The sequence below is a fragment of the Bradyrhizobium sp. 22 genome (genome assembly GCF_000482425.1).
GTDB classification, from domain to species: Bacteria; Pseudomonadota; Alphaproteobacteria; order Rhizobiales; family Xanthobacteraceae; genus Bradyrhizobium; species Bradyrhizobium japonicum_B.
In genome coordinates this window covers 794458-808480 of record NZ_KI519399.1, presented here as the reverse complement: position 1 = coordinate 808480, position 14023 = coordinate 794458, and the positions used below count along the sequence as shown (strand labels likewise).

11 protein-coding genes are annotated in these 14023 nt (G+C 63.9%); 3 read left to right on the top strand and 8 right to left on the bottom strand.

The window, feature by feature from the left end:
* Positions 1–27 precede the first annotated feature (27 nt).
* The 5 genes from urtE to urtA all read right to left on the bottom strand — a co-directional run bounded on the left by urtE (position 28) and on the right by urtA (position 4973).
* Positions 28–717, bottom strand: a complete 690-nt coding sequence (gene urtE, locus K410_RS0105095) for an urea ABC transporter ATP-binding subunit UrtE (RefSeq protein WP_028133834.1) — start codon at positions 715–717, stop codon at positions 28–30.
* A 10-nt stretch (positions 718–727) separates the two neighbouring features.
* Positions 728–1483: an urea ABC transporter ATP-binding protein UrtD gene (urtD, locus tag K410_RS0105090; protein ID WP_028133833.1), complete on the bottom strand. Its 756-nt coding sequence runs from the start codon at positions 1481–1483 to the stop codon at positions 728–730.
* 11 nt (positions 1484–1494) lie between these two features.
* On the bottom strand, positions 1495–2637 hold the full coding sequence (gene urtC, locus K410_RS0105085) for an urea ABC transporter permease subunit UrtC (RefSeq protein ID WP_049819941.1): 1143 nt from the start codon (positions 2635–2637) through the stop codon (positions 1495–1497).
* A 17-nt stretch (positions 2638–2654) separates the two neighbouring features.
* Positions 2655–3581 (bottom strand): urea ABC transporter permease subunit UrtB, encoded by a 927-nt coding sequence (urtB, locus tag K410_RS0105080; protein WP_028133831.1) that lies wholly within the window; start codon positions 3579–3581, stop codon positions 2655–2657.
* Between the two features lie 132 nt (positions 3582–3713).
* A complete protein-coding gene (gene urtA / locus K410_RS0105075; protein WP_028133830.1) occupies positions 3714–4973 on the bottom strand; it encodes an urea ABC transporter substrate-binding protein in 1260 nt (419 codons plus the stop codon).
* A 172-nt stretch (positions 4974–5145) separates the two neighbouring features.
* Between urtA and K410_RS0105070 the strand changes: the two genes are divergently transcribed.
* The gene (locus K410_RS0105070; RefSeq protein WP_028133829.1) at positions 5146–8517 is read left to right on the top strand and encodes a hybrid sensor histidine kinase/response regulator; all 3372 of its coding nucleotides are present in this window, start codon (positions 5146–5148) and stop codon (positions 8515–8517) included.
* The gene (locus K410_RS0105065) at positions 8501–9427 is read left to right on the top strand and encodes a response regulator (RefSeq protein WP_049819940.1); all 927 of its coding nucleotides are present in this window, start codon (positions 8501–8503) and stop codon (positions 9425–9427) included. Before K410_RS0105070 ends, K410_RS0105065 begins: the two co-directional genes overlap by 17 nt.
* Positions 9428–9682: 255 nt before the next feature.
* On the opposite strand, the gene K410_RS0105060 is transcribed toward K410_RS0105065, so the two are convergent.
* Both K410_RS0105060 and K410_RS0105055 read right to left on the bottom strand, forming a co-directional pair.
* Positions 9683–11185, bottom strand: a complete 1503-nt coding sequence (locus K410_RS0105060) for a flavin-containing monooxygenase (protein WP_028133827.1) — start codon at positions 11183–11185, stop codon at positions 9683–9685.
* A gap of 124 nt (positions 11186–11309) precedes the next feature.
* Positions 11310–12068: a S1 family peptidase gene (locus K410_RS0105055; protein ID WP_028133826.1), complete on the bottom strand. Its 759-nt coding sequence runs from the start codon at positions 12066–12068 to the stop codon at positions 11310–11312.
* 104 nt (positions 12069–12172) lie between these two features.
* On the opposite strand from K410_RS0105055, the gene K410_RS0105050 reads away from it, so the two are divergent.
* A complete protein-coding gene (locus K410_RS0105050; protein WP_028133825.1) occupies positions 12173–12808 on the top strand; it encodes an HAD-IA family hydrolase in 636 nt (211 codons plus the stop codon).
* 95 nt (positions 12809–12903) lie between these two features.
* Here the strand turns inward: K410_RS0105050 and mtnA are convergent, their stop codons facing one another.
* A complete protein-coding gene (gene mtnA / locus K410_RS0105045) occupies positions 12904–14010 on the bottom strand; it encodes an S-methyl-5-thioribose-1-phosphate isomerase (RefSeq protein ID WP_028133824.1) in 1107 nt (368 codons plus the stop codon).
* Positions 14011–14023 lie beyond the last annotated feature (13 nt).

Genomic DNA, 14023 nt, shown 5'->3' with positions numbered 1-14023 from the left:
GAGAGGCTCCCCTTTGACTACGGTTGGTTAGACGGACAGATATTTCGAGACCTGCGCGGCATCGACGGCATCGCGCGGATCGTCCCGCACGATCTCGCCGTTCTCGATCACCAGCACGCGGTCGGCGATATCGAGCGCAAAGCTCAGGACCTGCTCGGACACGACGATCGAGAGTCCCTTCTCGTCGCGGATGCGCTTCAGCGTGCGCGCCATCTCCTTGATGATCGAGGGCTGGATGCCTTCGGTCGGCTCGTCCAGCAGCAGAACCTTCGGCTTGGTCGCGAGCGCACGCGCGATCGCGAGCTGCTGCTGCTGGCCGCCGGAGAGATTGCCGCCGCGCCGGCCCTTCATTTCCAGCAGCACCGGAAACAATTCGTAGATATCACCCGGCACCTCGGAGCCGCCGGAAACGACGAGCCCGGTCTCGATGTTCTCCTTCACCGTCATGGTCGAGAAGATCATGCGGCCCTGCGGCACGTAGGCGAGGCCCTTGGCCACCCGCTCAAAGCTCTTGAGGCTGCCGAGCTCGGCGCCGTCCATGGTCACCGAGCCGCTCTTCGCCGGCAGGATACCCATCAGCGACTTCATCAGCGTGGTCTTACCCATGCCGTTGCGGCCCATGATCGCCACGATCTCATTGGGCGCAACCTTGACGTTGAGCCCGTGCAGCACCTCACTCTGGCCGTAGGCGACGTGGAGGTCCGAAATTGCCAGCATCACGTGCTCCCTAGTGACCGAGGTACACTTCAACGACCTTGGGATCGTTCTTCACCTTCTCCATGGTGCCCTCGGAGAGAATCTGGCCCTGATGCAGCACGGTGACCTTGTGCGCGATGTCCTCGACGAACTTCATGTCGTGCTCGATCACGAGCACCGAACGGTTCTTGATGATGCGGTTGAGCAGCTCGGCGGTCTTGGCGCGCTCGGACACGCTCATGCCGGCGACGGGCTCATCGAGCATCAGAAGGTCCGGGTCCTGGATCAGCAGCATGCCGATCTCGAGCCACTGCTTCTGGCCATGGCTGAGCTCGTCGGCGTAGGTGTTGAGCTTGTCCTTGAGGAAGATCATCTCGGCGACCTCCTCGACCCGGTCCTTCACCAACTGGTCGCGCTGGAAGGTCAGCGAGCCGAACACGGTGCGGCCGCGCGGGAACGAGATCTCGAGGTTCTCGAACACGGTGAGGTCCTCGAACACCGACGGCGTCTGGAATTTGCGTCCGACGCCGGTCTGCACGATCTCGTTCTCCTTCATCTTCGTGAGCTCCTTGCCACGAAACTGGATCGAGCCCGAGGTCGCCTTGGTCTTGCCGCAGATCAGGTCAAGCACCGTGGTCTTGCCGGCGCCGTTGGGACCGATGATGACGCGGATCTCGTTCTCCTCGACGTAGAAGGAGAGATCGTTGACCGCCTTGAATCCGTCGAACGAGACGGTCAGGCCGGAGACGGCGAGCAGGAAGTCCTTGGGCTGGTGTCCGACGAGCATGATTGATTCCCTCACTCTGCCGGCGCGCCGTCGGCGACCGAATTGTCGCTCCAGCCCGGCTTCGCCTTGCGCGAGCCGAACAGCCGGTCGATGCGCGGCTGCACGTAGTCGGCCCAGAGCCCGGACAGGCCGTTCGGGAAGGCGAGCACGACCGCAATGAACAGCGCGCCGAGGCCGAACAGCCAGAGTTGCGGAAAGGATTCCGACAGGCTGGTCTTGGCGAAATTCACCAGGATGGCGCCCCAGATCGCGCCGAAGATCGACATGCGCCCGCCGACCGCGGTGTAGATCACCATCTCGATCGACGGCACGATGCCGACGAAGGACGGCGACATGAACCCGACATTGAGCGCGAACATGGCACCGCCGATCGCGGCGAAGACCGCCGCCATGCAGAAGGCGAAGATCTTGAAATTGGCGACGCTGTAGCCGGAGAAGCGGACGCGGTCCTCCTGCTCGCGCATCGCGACCAGGATGCGGCCGAGCTTGGTCAGGCGGATGAACTGCGCGATGCCGATGCAGGCGAACAGCAGCACCACTTCGACGAAGTACAGGATGATCTTGGCGTGGTCGGGCCGGATATCCCAGCCCTTGAGCGTGCGCAGATCGGTCATGCCGTTGATACCGCCGGTATAGCCCTGCTGCCCGACGATCAGGATGGTGAGGATGGCGGCGACGGCCTGGGTGATGATCGCGAAGTAGGTGCCGCCGACGCGGCGCTTGAACATCGCGGTGCCGATGATCAGGGCGAAGATGCCGGGGACCAGGATGATGGCGAGGATGGTGAAGGTGAGGCTGTGAAACGGCTGCCAGAACAGCGGCAGTGACGTGATCTGATTCCAGTCCATGAAGTCGGGGATGCCGGGCGTCGACTGAATCTTGGTGTTCTCGACGCTCGAGGCTTCGAGTTTGAGGAACATCGCCATGCAATAGCCGCCGAGGCCGAAGAACACGCCCTGCCCCAGGCTCAGGATGCCGCCATAGCCCCAGCACAGCACGAGGCCGAGCGCGACGAAGGCGTAGGTCAGATACTTCGCGACCAGATTGAGGCGGAATACATCCAGCGTCAGCGGCAGGATCACGAACAGCACGGCGGCCAGCGCGATGAAGCCCATCAGTTCGGATCGGTTGAAGAAGCGTGAGTTGATGATCATGACTTGCCTGCTTCTCGTTATTTGCGGACTTTGAGGGCGAAGAGGCCCTGGGGCCGCAGCATCAGGATGCCGACGACCGCGAGCAGCGTGAGCACCTTGGCCATCGAGCCCGACATGAAGAATTCGAGCGTCGATTGCGTCTGCGAGATCGAGAAGGCGGAGGCGATGGTGCCGAGCAGGCTGGCGGCGCCGCCGAACACGACGACCAGGAACGTATCGACGATATAGAGCTGCCCCGACGTCGGCCCGGTCGAGCCGATCATGGTGAAGGCGCTGCCGGCGATTCCGGCGATGCCGCAGCCGAGGCCGAAGGTGTAGCGGTCGACCTTCTCGGTGTTGATGCCGACCGCGCCGGCCATGATGCGGTTCTGCACCACGGCACGGACCTGGCGGCCCCAGCGTGACATGTAGAGCACGTAGGCGACCGAGATGGTGATCAGCACGGTGAGGCACATCACGAAGATGCCGTTGATCGGCACCTCGATGCTGTCGGTGACCTGGAGCGAACCGAGCATCCATTGCGGCAGCTCGACGCCGACCTCGCGGGCGCCGAACACCGAGCGATAGGCCTGCTGCAGCATCAGGCTGAGGCCCCAGGTGGCGAGCAGCGTATCCAGCGGACGCTTGTAGAGGTGCCGTATCAGCACCCATTCCACCACCATCCCCAGCGCGCCGGAGGCGAGGAAGGCGAGGATCATGGCGAGGAAGAAGTAGCCGCTGAACAGGCCCGGCAAATAGGCCTGAAAGAAATTCGAGGTCATCCAGGTGACATAGGCCCCGAGGATCATGAACTCGCCATGGGCCATGTTGATGACACCCATCTGGCCGAAGATGATGGCAAGCCCGAGCGCCATCAGGACGTAGACCGAGAACAGGATCAGCCCGGCAAAGCCCTGCATGACGAAGATGGAGCCGAGATCACCAAGCGAATAGTCGCCGAACATCGATGTCCTCCGTCGGGGATAAGGGTCCCGCGTCGCGATGCAGAGTCGCGACGCGGGGTCTTGCGGCATGGACTTGCGATCCACGCCAGGGAGCGGCTTGGCCTGTGGGAGAAGCGCGACGGATGTCGTCGCTTATTGATAGCCCTTCGGGAACGGATCCGGCTCGACGAGATCGGCGGTCTCGTAGATCAGCTCGAACTGGCCATCGAGCTTGGCGCGCCCCACCCGGGTCTTCGACCACAAATGATGGTTCTCGTGGATGCGCACATAGCCTTCCGGCGCGCCCTTGAACTCGACGCCCGGGGAGGCCGCCGCGATCTTGTCGACGTCGAAGGAGCCGGCCTTCTCGACCGTCAGCTTCCACAGCCACGGGCCGAGATAGGCAGCCTGGGTGACGTCGCCGATCACGGTCTTCTCGCCCCACATCTTCTTGAACGCCGAGACGAAAGCCTTGTTGTTCGGATTGTCGAGCGACTGGAAATACTTCATGCACGCATAGGCGCCCGCGATGTTCTCGCCGCCGATGCCGTCGATCTCGTCTTCGGTCACCGAGATCGTCAGCAGCGCCTGCTTGGAGAGATCGATGCCGGCCGCCTTGAGCTGCTTGTAGAACGCGACGTTGGAGCCGCCGACGACGTCGGTGAAGATCACGTCCGGCTTGGTCAGCTTGATCTTGTTGATGACCGAGTTGAACTGGGTCGAGCCCAACGCGTAATATTCCTCGCCGACGACCTTGCCCTTCAGCACGTTCTCGACGTGCTTGCGCGCGATCTTGTTCGAGGTGCGCGGCCAGATGTAGTCCGAGCCGATGAAGAAGAAGGACTTGGCGCCCTTCTCCTTGGCGATCCAGTTGAGGCCCGCGAGAATCTGCTGCGTCGCTTCCTGGCCGGTGTAGATCACGTTCTTGGACTGCTCGAGGCCTTCGTAGAAAGTCGGGTAGTAGAGCATGCCGTTGTATTGTTCGACGACCGGCAGCACGGCCTTGCGGGAGGCCGAGGTCCAGCAACCCATGATCGCCGCAACCTTGTCGTTGACGAGGAGCTTCTTCGCCTTCTCGGCGAAGGTCGGCCAATCCGATGCGCCGTCCTCCTGGATGAACTTGATCTTGCGGCCGAGCACGCCGCCCGCCGCGTTGATCTGCTCGATCGCGAGCTTTTCGGCCTGGATCGAGCCAGTCTCGGAGATCGCCATGGTGCCGGTCGCCGAGTGCAGGATGCCGACCGTCACCTCGGTGTCGGTGACGGCGAGACCCGTGGTGTTGACCGCCGAGGTCGCCGGCGCCTGGGCGAATGCCCCCCGCGGCAGCATCGTCATGGCCGGCACGGCGGCCATTCCCATCAATAATTTGCGCCGAAACGGCGATAACAGGCCCTTGTTTCCTTCGTCCGACATGAGCACCCCACTTTTTGTTCGAGACCACGCGATTGGTGCCGTGAGGATGGCGCGGATTGGGGCAGCGGGCGCATACGCAAGATCGCGTATACTGCACCGCAAAATGCCGACGTAGGCTCTTGGTACGGAATTTGCGAGGGGTTCCGGGTCCGTATCGGCAGTGGGGTAGAGCGTGGCAGGGCGGCAGCGAATAGACCGCGTCAGGCGCCAGTACAACCAATGGGTCGCCAACCAGACGCTGGAAGACTACGCGCTGCGCTTCACCGCCAAGAGCGCACGCCGCTGGTCTGCCGCCCGGGTCGCCAACACTGCGCTGGGCGCGATCTCGTTTCTCGCGATGGAGGCGATCGGCGGCACCATCACGCTGAACTACGGCGTCACCAACGCCACCGCCGCCATTCTCGTCGTTTCCCTGATCATCTTCTGCTGCGGCGTTCCGATCGCCTATTATGCCGCCAAATGCGGCATCGACATCGACCTGCTGACGCGCGGGGCCGGGTTCGGCTACATCGGCTCGACCGTCACCTCGCTGATCTACGCGTCCTTCACCTTCATCTTCTTCGCGATTGAAGCGGTGATCCTCGCGTCCGCGCTGGAGATGTGCTTCGGGATTCCGCGCCCGATCGGCTATCTCATCAGCGCCGTCGTCATCATCCCGCTGGTGGCCTACGGCATCACGCTGATCAGCCGCTTTCAATTGTGGACGCAGCCGCTGTGGATCGTGCTGCACATCATCCCGTTCGCGGCGATTGCCTGGCACAACCCGCATTCCTTTACGGAATGGCGCAAGTTTTCCGGCGAGCACGGCGATCTCAACGGACAATTCGATCTGCTGCTGTTCGGTGTCGCGGCCTCGGTGGTGTTTTCGCTGGTGGCGCAGATCGGCGAGCAGGTCGATTTCCTGCGCTTCCTGCCGCGCGACCGCCGCGCGTCCGGGGCCTCCTGGTGGATGGCGCTGATGAGCGCGGGCCCCGGCTGGATCGTGCTGGGCGCGCTGAAGCTCCTGGCGGGCTCGTTCCTCGCCTTCTTCGCGCTGAGCCACGGAGTGCCGCCCGAGGAGGCCGCCGAGCCGGCGCACATGTATCTCGAAGCGTTCCGCTACGTGCTGTCGCAGCCCGATCTCGCGCTGGCCTTGACCGGAACGTTCGTGATCCTGTCGCAGGTCAAGATCAACGTCACCAACGCCTATGCCGGCTCGATCGCCTGGTCGAACTTCTTCTCGCGTCTGACCCACAGCCATCCCGGCCGCGTCGTCTGGCTGGTCTTCAACGTCATCGTGGCGCTGCTGCTGATGGAGATCGGCGTCTACAAGGCCCTGGAGCAGACGCTGGCGCTTTACTCCAACGTCGCGATCGCCTGGGTCGGCGCGCTGGTCGCCGATCTCGTCGTCAACAAGCCGCTTGGATTGCGGCCCCAGCAAATCGAGTTCAAGCGCGCGCATCTCTACGACGTCAATCCGGTCGGCGTCGGCGCGATGACGATCGCGACCATCGTCTCCATCAGCGCCTTTTACGGTCTGTTCGGGCCTACCGCGAAGGCGCTGTCGGCCTTCATCGCGCTGGCGGTCGCCTTCATCGCCGCACCGTTGATTGCATGGGCCACGGACGGCAAGTACTACATCGCACGCAAGCCGAAGCGGAGCTGGCAGAACATCGAATCGATCCAGTGCTGCATCTGCGAGCACGCGTTCGAGCCGGAGGACATGGCCTCCTGCCCCGCCTACGCCGGGCCGATCTGCTCGCTGTGCTGTTCGCTGGACGCCCGCTGCCACGATCTCTGCAAGCCGCACGCGCGTATCCAGGCGCAGGTGTCGGAGACGCTGGGCAAGCTGATGCCGCAGCCGATCTACGCCCGGATCAATTCGCAGCTCGGCCATTATATCGGCGTGTTCGTGGTCTCGGCGGGTCTGGTCGCGCTGGTGCTCGGGCTGATCTATTTGCAGACGTCGGCGAGCGTACATGGCGAGAACGCGCTCGTCTCCGAAATACTCTGGAAGGTGTTCTTCTCGCTCAGCATCATCATCGGCGTGGTCGCCTGGCTGTTCGTGCTGGCGCAGCAGAGCCGTCGCGCGGCCGAAGCCGAGACGCGGCGACAGACCACGCTGCTGATCCAGGAGATCGACGCCCACAAGCGCACCGACGCCGAGCTCCAGCGCGCCAAGGAAGTGGCCGAATCCGCCAACCTCGCCAAGAGCCGCTATGTGGTGGGCCTGAGCCACGAGCTACGCTCGCCGCTGAACGCGATCAGCGGCTATGCCCAGCTGCTGGAGCAAGATGCGACGCTGAGCGCCAAGCCGCGCGACCAGGTCCGCGTCGTCCGCCGCAGCGCCGACCACCTCTCCGGCCTGATCGACGGCATTCTGGACATCTCCAAGATCGAGGCAGGGCGGCTGTATCTGTCGCGCGACGAGGTGCGCCTCGGCGAATTCCTCGACCAGCTCGTCGGCATGTTTCGTTTGCAGGCCGCGGCCAAGGGCATCGACTTCGTGTTCCGGCGGCCTCCGCACCTGCCGCTGGTGGTCTATGCCGACGAGAAGCGGCTGCGCCAGGTATTGATCAACTTGCTCTCCAACGCCATCAAGTTCACGCAGAGCGGCAGTGTGCAGTTCGTCGTGCACTATCGCAGCCCCGTGGCCGAGTTCGAGGTGATCGATACTGGCCCGGGCATCCGGGCCGACGACCTCGAACGCATCTTCGCGCCCTTCGAACGCGGCGCGCTCGGCGTCTCGCAGCCGCAGACCGGCACCGGGCTCGGCCTGACCATCAGCCGCCTGCTGGCCGGGGTGATGGGCGGCGACATCAAGGTGACGAGCACGGTCGGCACCGGCTCGACCTTCAAGGTCAAGCTTCTGCTCTCGGAGGTCACCAATCCGCAGCGCATCGCGCCGGTGGAGGCGCCGGTCTCCGGCTATCACGGCGCGCGCAAGACCATCCTCGTCACCGACGATGATCCCGTCCATCGCGACCTGCTGCGCGAGGTACTGACGCCGCTCGGCTTCATCCTGCTTAGCGCACCCGATGGGCCTGGCTGCCTCGCACTGGCGCAACATTGCCGGCCCGATCTGTTCCTGCTCGACATCTCGATGCCGGCCATGGACGGCTGGGCCGTGGCGGAGGCCTTGCGCGCGAGCGGCCATCACCAGGCGCGGATCCTGATGGTGTCGGCAAGCGCACTCGAGGCCCACGGCACCCCGCTGGCGCAGCCCTTCCACGACGGCTATCTGATGAAGCCGATCGACATCCCCCGCCTTCTGGAGACGATCCGTCACCTGCTCAAGATCGAATGGCAATACGGCTCGGACGAGATCGCGGTGCCGTTCTGGCGCCCCGAGAGCGGATCAAGGCCGCCGGCGCGGCACATCGAGGCGCTGATCGGACTCGGCCGGATCGGCTACGTCAAGGGCATCCAGTTGAAGCTGGACGAGATCGGCAGCGAGCATCCGGAGCATGCCGACTTCGTCGCGCAGATGCGGTCGCTGGTCGACCGCTTCGATCTCGATCAGTACATGGACACATTGAAGACATTGCATGCGCATGAGCATTGAACCGAAGAAGCGCGACGTCGCGCTCGTTGTCGATGACTCTCCGGAGACGCTGCGGCTGCTGACCGACGCGCTCGACGGTGCCGGCATGACGGTGATGGTGGCGCTCGACGGCGCAGCCGCGATGCGTATCGTCGACCAGATCACGCCCGACATCGTGCTGCTCGATGCGGTGATGCCCGGCATCGACGGCTTCGAGACCTGCCGCCGGCTCAAGCGCGACGCGGACCTTGCCAACGTCCCTGTCATCTTCATGACGGGCCTCGCTGAAACCGAGCACATCGTGCGCGGGCTCGAGGCCGGCGGCGTCGACTACGTGACCAAGCCGATCGTGATCGAGGAGATGCTGGCGCGCATTCGCGTCCATCTCGGCAATGCCCGGCTGACGCAGAGCGCGCGTGCCGCGCTCGACGTCTCCGGCCGCTTCCTGTTCGCGGTCGACCGCCAGGGCAACGTGCTGTGGGCGACGCCGCAGGCGCAGAAGCTGATGTCCGACCACCAGGGCGCGCAAGCCGACGACTTCGTGCTGCCGCCATCGCTGCTGCAATGGCTCGAGCAGGCCAAAGCTAAGGGCAGCTCGAAGTCGCAGGCGACCTCGTTACCCGACAATCCGCAACTCCGGCTCTATTACATGGGCGAAACGGCACCGAATGAGTTTCTGCTGCGGCTCTCCCGGGAGTCCGGCACCGCGCTGCCTCCCGAATTCACCAGCGAGCTCGGCCTCACCACCCGCGAGGGCGAGGTGCTCGCCTGGCTCAGCAAGGGCAAGACCAACCGCGACATCGCGCAGATTCTTGGATTGAGCCCGCGCACGGTCGACAAGCATCTCGAGCAGATCTACGCCAAACTCGGCGTGGAGAACCGGACGGCGGCGGCGGCGATCGCGGCGAATGCGACGAGGCGGAATTCGTGAATTGCAGTCTCAATGAGTTAAGACGCCGGCCGCTCCAACAACCCCTGTTGTCCCGGACAAGCGCGCCCTTAAGCGCGCGCCGATCCGGGACCCATAACCACAGGGAGCAGTTTGGCGAAGACTCAGAGTGACCAATTCGCTCCATAACCGCTTCCTGTGGTTATGGGTCCCGGGTTCGCTTCGCGCCCCGGGACGACAGCGGAGTGTGAGGTGAGCGTCACCGCCCCTCACAGGAGCCTTCAGCCACGCATCCCCTCACCCATACACAAACGCGCTGTCGTCCAGATCCGTCTTCGGAATCTCGTCCTTCTCGGTCCAGTAATCCTGGCTGTGCTGCCATTCCGGCTTGTCGCCGCGCTTGGGCAACAGGTCCATGTTGCGCATCATGTAGCCGGGATTGAAGTTTTCCGGATCGATCCAGGGCAGGATCGGCATGTTGTGGTCTTCGGGGCGCAGTTTCACCTCGACCTTCCTGGCGCCCTTGGCCTTCATGTGCCCGAGCAGCCGGCAGACGAAATCGGCGACGAGGTCGACGCGCAGCGTCCAGCTGGCGCGGAAATAGCCGAACACCCAGACCATGTTCGGAACGCCCGTGAACATCATGCCGCGATAGGTGACGGTGTCGCCGAAGGCGAGCGGCTTGCCGTCGATCTCGAAGGCGATGTCGCCGAGCGCGGCGAGATTGAAGCCCGTCGCGGTGACGATGACGTCAGCTTCGAGCAGCTTGCCCGATTTCAGCTGGATGCCGTTCTCGACGAAGCACTCGATCTCGTCGGTGACGACGGAGGCCTTGCCGCTGGCGATGCCCTTGAACAGGTCGGCATCCGGCACGAAGGCGATGCGCTGGCGCCAAGGCCGGTAGGTCGGCGTGAAGTGCGTCTCGACATCGTAGTCGGGACCGAGCACGGCGCTGATCTGGCCGATCAGCTCCTTCTTCACCTGCTCGGGCTTGGACACGCAAAGCTTGGTGAAGGCATCCTGCTCGAACAGGATCTTGCGCCGCACGATCTCGTGGATCCACGCCTCGTCGACCTGAAGCCGGCGCAGCTCTTCCGCGATCTCGATGGCGTTGCGGCCGAGCCGGAAATAGGTCGGCGAGCGCTGCAGCATGGTGACATGCGCGCATTTGTCCGCGATGTTCGGCACCAGCGTCGCCGCAGTTGCGCCCGAGCCGATCACGACGACCTTCTTGCCCGTGAGGTCGATGTCGTCAGGCCACGTCTGGGGATGGACGATGCGACCCTTGAAGCGGTCCATGCCCTTCCATTCCGGCGTATAGCCTTCCGAATGGCGGTAATAGCCCTGGCACATCCAGAGAAAGTTCGCGGTGAACGTCCTTGCTTCGCCGGTGTCGGTCGTCACCGCCTCGATGGTCCAGACATTCTGCTCGCTCGACCAGCTCGCGGAATTGATCTTGTGCTTGTAGCGGATGTGCTTGGCGATATCGTTCTCGTCGATCACCTCTTTCATATAGGAAAGTATCTCATCGGCGGTCGCAATCGGCGGGCCGACCCACGGCTTGAAGCTGTAGCCGAAGGTATGGAGATCGCTGTCGGAGCGAATGCCGGGATAGCGATGTGTGCTCCATGTGCCGCCGAATGTCTCCTGCGTCTCCAGGATGACGTAGCTCGTGCCCGGAAGCTGCTTCTGGATGTGATAGGCGCTGCCGATGCCGGAGATGCCGGCGCCGACGATCAGCACGTCGAAATGTTCCGAAGCTTGCTTGGTTGTGGCGTGACTGCGAACAGCGACATTCATTGTTGCTTCTATGCCTTGCTTGTTTTTGTGGCCGCCCTTGACGGGCAACGCGTTTCCTCCGCGACCGGCATGATCACCCGGCGCGCTTCCGCTTCAAAATGACATAGATCAAGTCGCGGTCAAATCACAGCGCCGCGCCCCAGCCCCGCGCGGTCTGCAAGATCCAGTCGCGGTACAGCGTGAGCGGCGTGACGCCGGTCATTCCGCCGCAACCTGCCGCGCCGTTCGGACCCGTGGACCAGCTGACGAGCCCGACGAGGAAGGCGCCATTCGGCTTGTCCTCGAACACAGGACCGCCGGAATCGCCGGTGCAAGCGCCGATTCCCCCGCGAACACCGTTGGTTACGGGATCGACCAGCCTAATCTGAAGCGTGCCGGGCTGGCCCGTGGCAACGAGCCCGGCCACACGCGTGATGCCGCCACTCTTGCCGTCACCATGGACCGTGACGCCAATGCCGGCGATGACGAAACGGCTGCCGACCCGGATTGGGATCGTCGGCGTGCCGACCGTCACTGTGGATTTTCCCTTGAGTGGAATTTCCAGCTGCAGCAACGCAACGTCGGCGGTGGCGCGGTGCGATTGCATCGCCTGCATGTTGAAGTTCGGATGGATCGCGACCGTGCGCACGTTCAGAAATTGCGGCGCACCGTCGGCGCCGCGATCGACCACCTTGTAGTCCGCGCCGGGCTGCACGCAATGCGCGACCGTCAAGACCACGCGCGGTGCAATCAGGCTGCCGGTGCAGAAATTGCCGCGCGAGCCGACGATGGTGACGATGGCGCGCGCGACACCGTCGGCCTGCGGCGTGCCGCCGCCGACGATGGCATGAGCTGACCCGACGGTCAGCAGCGCAGCGATGACGAGAGTTGCAAGCTTCTTCATGGGAACACGCTTCGGCGTCGTTGACGGCGGCAGATGGCTTCGGACTGGCCCTTGCCGATAGCGCATGCTAGCCGTCTTGGGAAGGAATTGACGAGGGCAGGACATTGGCGATCGAGGCGGTGATCTTTGATTTTGGCGGCGTGCTGACGAGCTCGCCCTTCGAGGCGTTCGCGCGGTTCGAGACGGCGCGCGGCTTGCCCGTCGACATCATCCGGCGCACCAACGCCGCCAACCACCTGGAAAACGCCTGGGCCAGGTTCGAGCGGGCCGAGGTCGACATCGAGACGTTCGACCAATTGTTCGCCGAGGAATCTCGCGCGCTTGGCGCCGAGGTGCGCGGCCGCGAGGTGCTGCCGCTGCTGCAGGGCGAGCTGCGCCCGGAGATGGTCGAGGCCTTGAAGCGCATCAAGGCGCAATTCAAGACCGGCTGCATCACCAACAACCTTCCGGCCAATGCGATCGGCAGCCTGACCGGGCGCTCGCTCTACATTGCCGAGGTGATGGTGCTGTTCGACCATGTGATCGAATCCGCCAAGATCGGCCTGCGCAAGCCCGACCCGCGCATCTACGCGCAGATGGTAGACACATTGAAGGTTGATCCAAAGAACTGCGTCTATCTCGACGATCTCGGCGTCAATCTCAAGCCAGCGCGCGAGATGGGCATGACCACAATCAAGGTGACGAGCGGCGCACAGGCGATTGCCGAGCTGGAGAAGGCGACGGGGCTGACGCTGGGGTAGGCCACAAATGCTGTAGGGTGGGCAAAGCGCAGCGTGCCACCACTGGCAAATCGTGGGCACGGCGCAAGAGCGCCTTTGCCCATCCCCTACGAGAGCTATTCCGCCGCGGCAGCGATCCGCTCCGGGAATGCTGCCGCGAGCGAGGCGCGATCCGGCTTCAGCACGCCGCGCTCGGTGATGAGACCTGTCACAAGGCGCGCCGGAGTCACGTCGAAGGCGTAGTTCGCGACCGGCGAGCCCTCCGGCACGATCCGCACCGTCTCCAGCCGGCCATCGGCGGTGCGGCCGGTCATGTCGGTGACCTCGACGCCGCTGCGCTGCTCGATCGGGATGTCGCGGATGCCGTCATGGACGGTGAAATCGATCGTCGGCGACGGCAGCGCGACGTAGAACGGGACGTTGTTGTCGTGGGCGGCGAGCGCCTTCAGATAGGTGCCGATCTTGTTGCAGACGTCGCCATTGGCGGCGACGCGGTCGGTGCCGACGATGGCGAGATCGACCATGCCGTGCTGCATCAGGTGGCCGCCGGTATTGTCGGGGATCACGGTGTGCGGCACGCCGTGATGGCCGAGTTCCCATGCGGTGAGCGAGGCGCCCTGGTTGCGCGGACGCGTCTCGTCGACCCAGACATGGATCTTGATGCCGCGCTCATGCGCAAGATAGATCGGCGCTGTCGCGGTGCCCCAATCGACGGTGGCAAGCCAGCCGGCGTTGCAATGGGTCAGCACGTTGACCGCCTCGCCCGGCTTCTTTGCCGCAATCGCCTCGATCAGCTTCAGACCGTTGCCGGCGATGCCGCGATTGATCTCGACATCCTGCTCGACGATCTCGTCGGCGCGCGCATAGGCTGCCTCCGCCCGTTCATCGGGATCGATCGGCGCCAGCGTCGCACGCATCTCGTCCAGCGCCCATTTCAGATTGATCGCCGTCGGCCGCGCCACCACGAGCGTGTCGTAAGCATGCTTCAGACCGGCGTCGGAGGCATCCTCGCGCATGGCGAGCGCCATGCCATAGGCGGCGGTGGCGCCGATCAGCGGCGCGCCGCGCACCAGCATGTCGCGGATCGCGACGGCCGCGTCTTCGCACGAGGTCAGCTTCGCGACGACGAACTCATGCGGCAGCCGGCGCTGATCGATCGCGCCGACCGACCAGCCGTCACGCTCACGCCAGATGCTGCGGAAGTGCTTGCCGTCGACCTTCATGGCATTCTGCCTT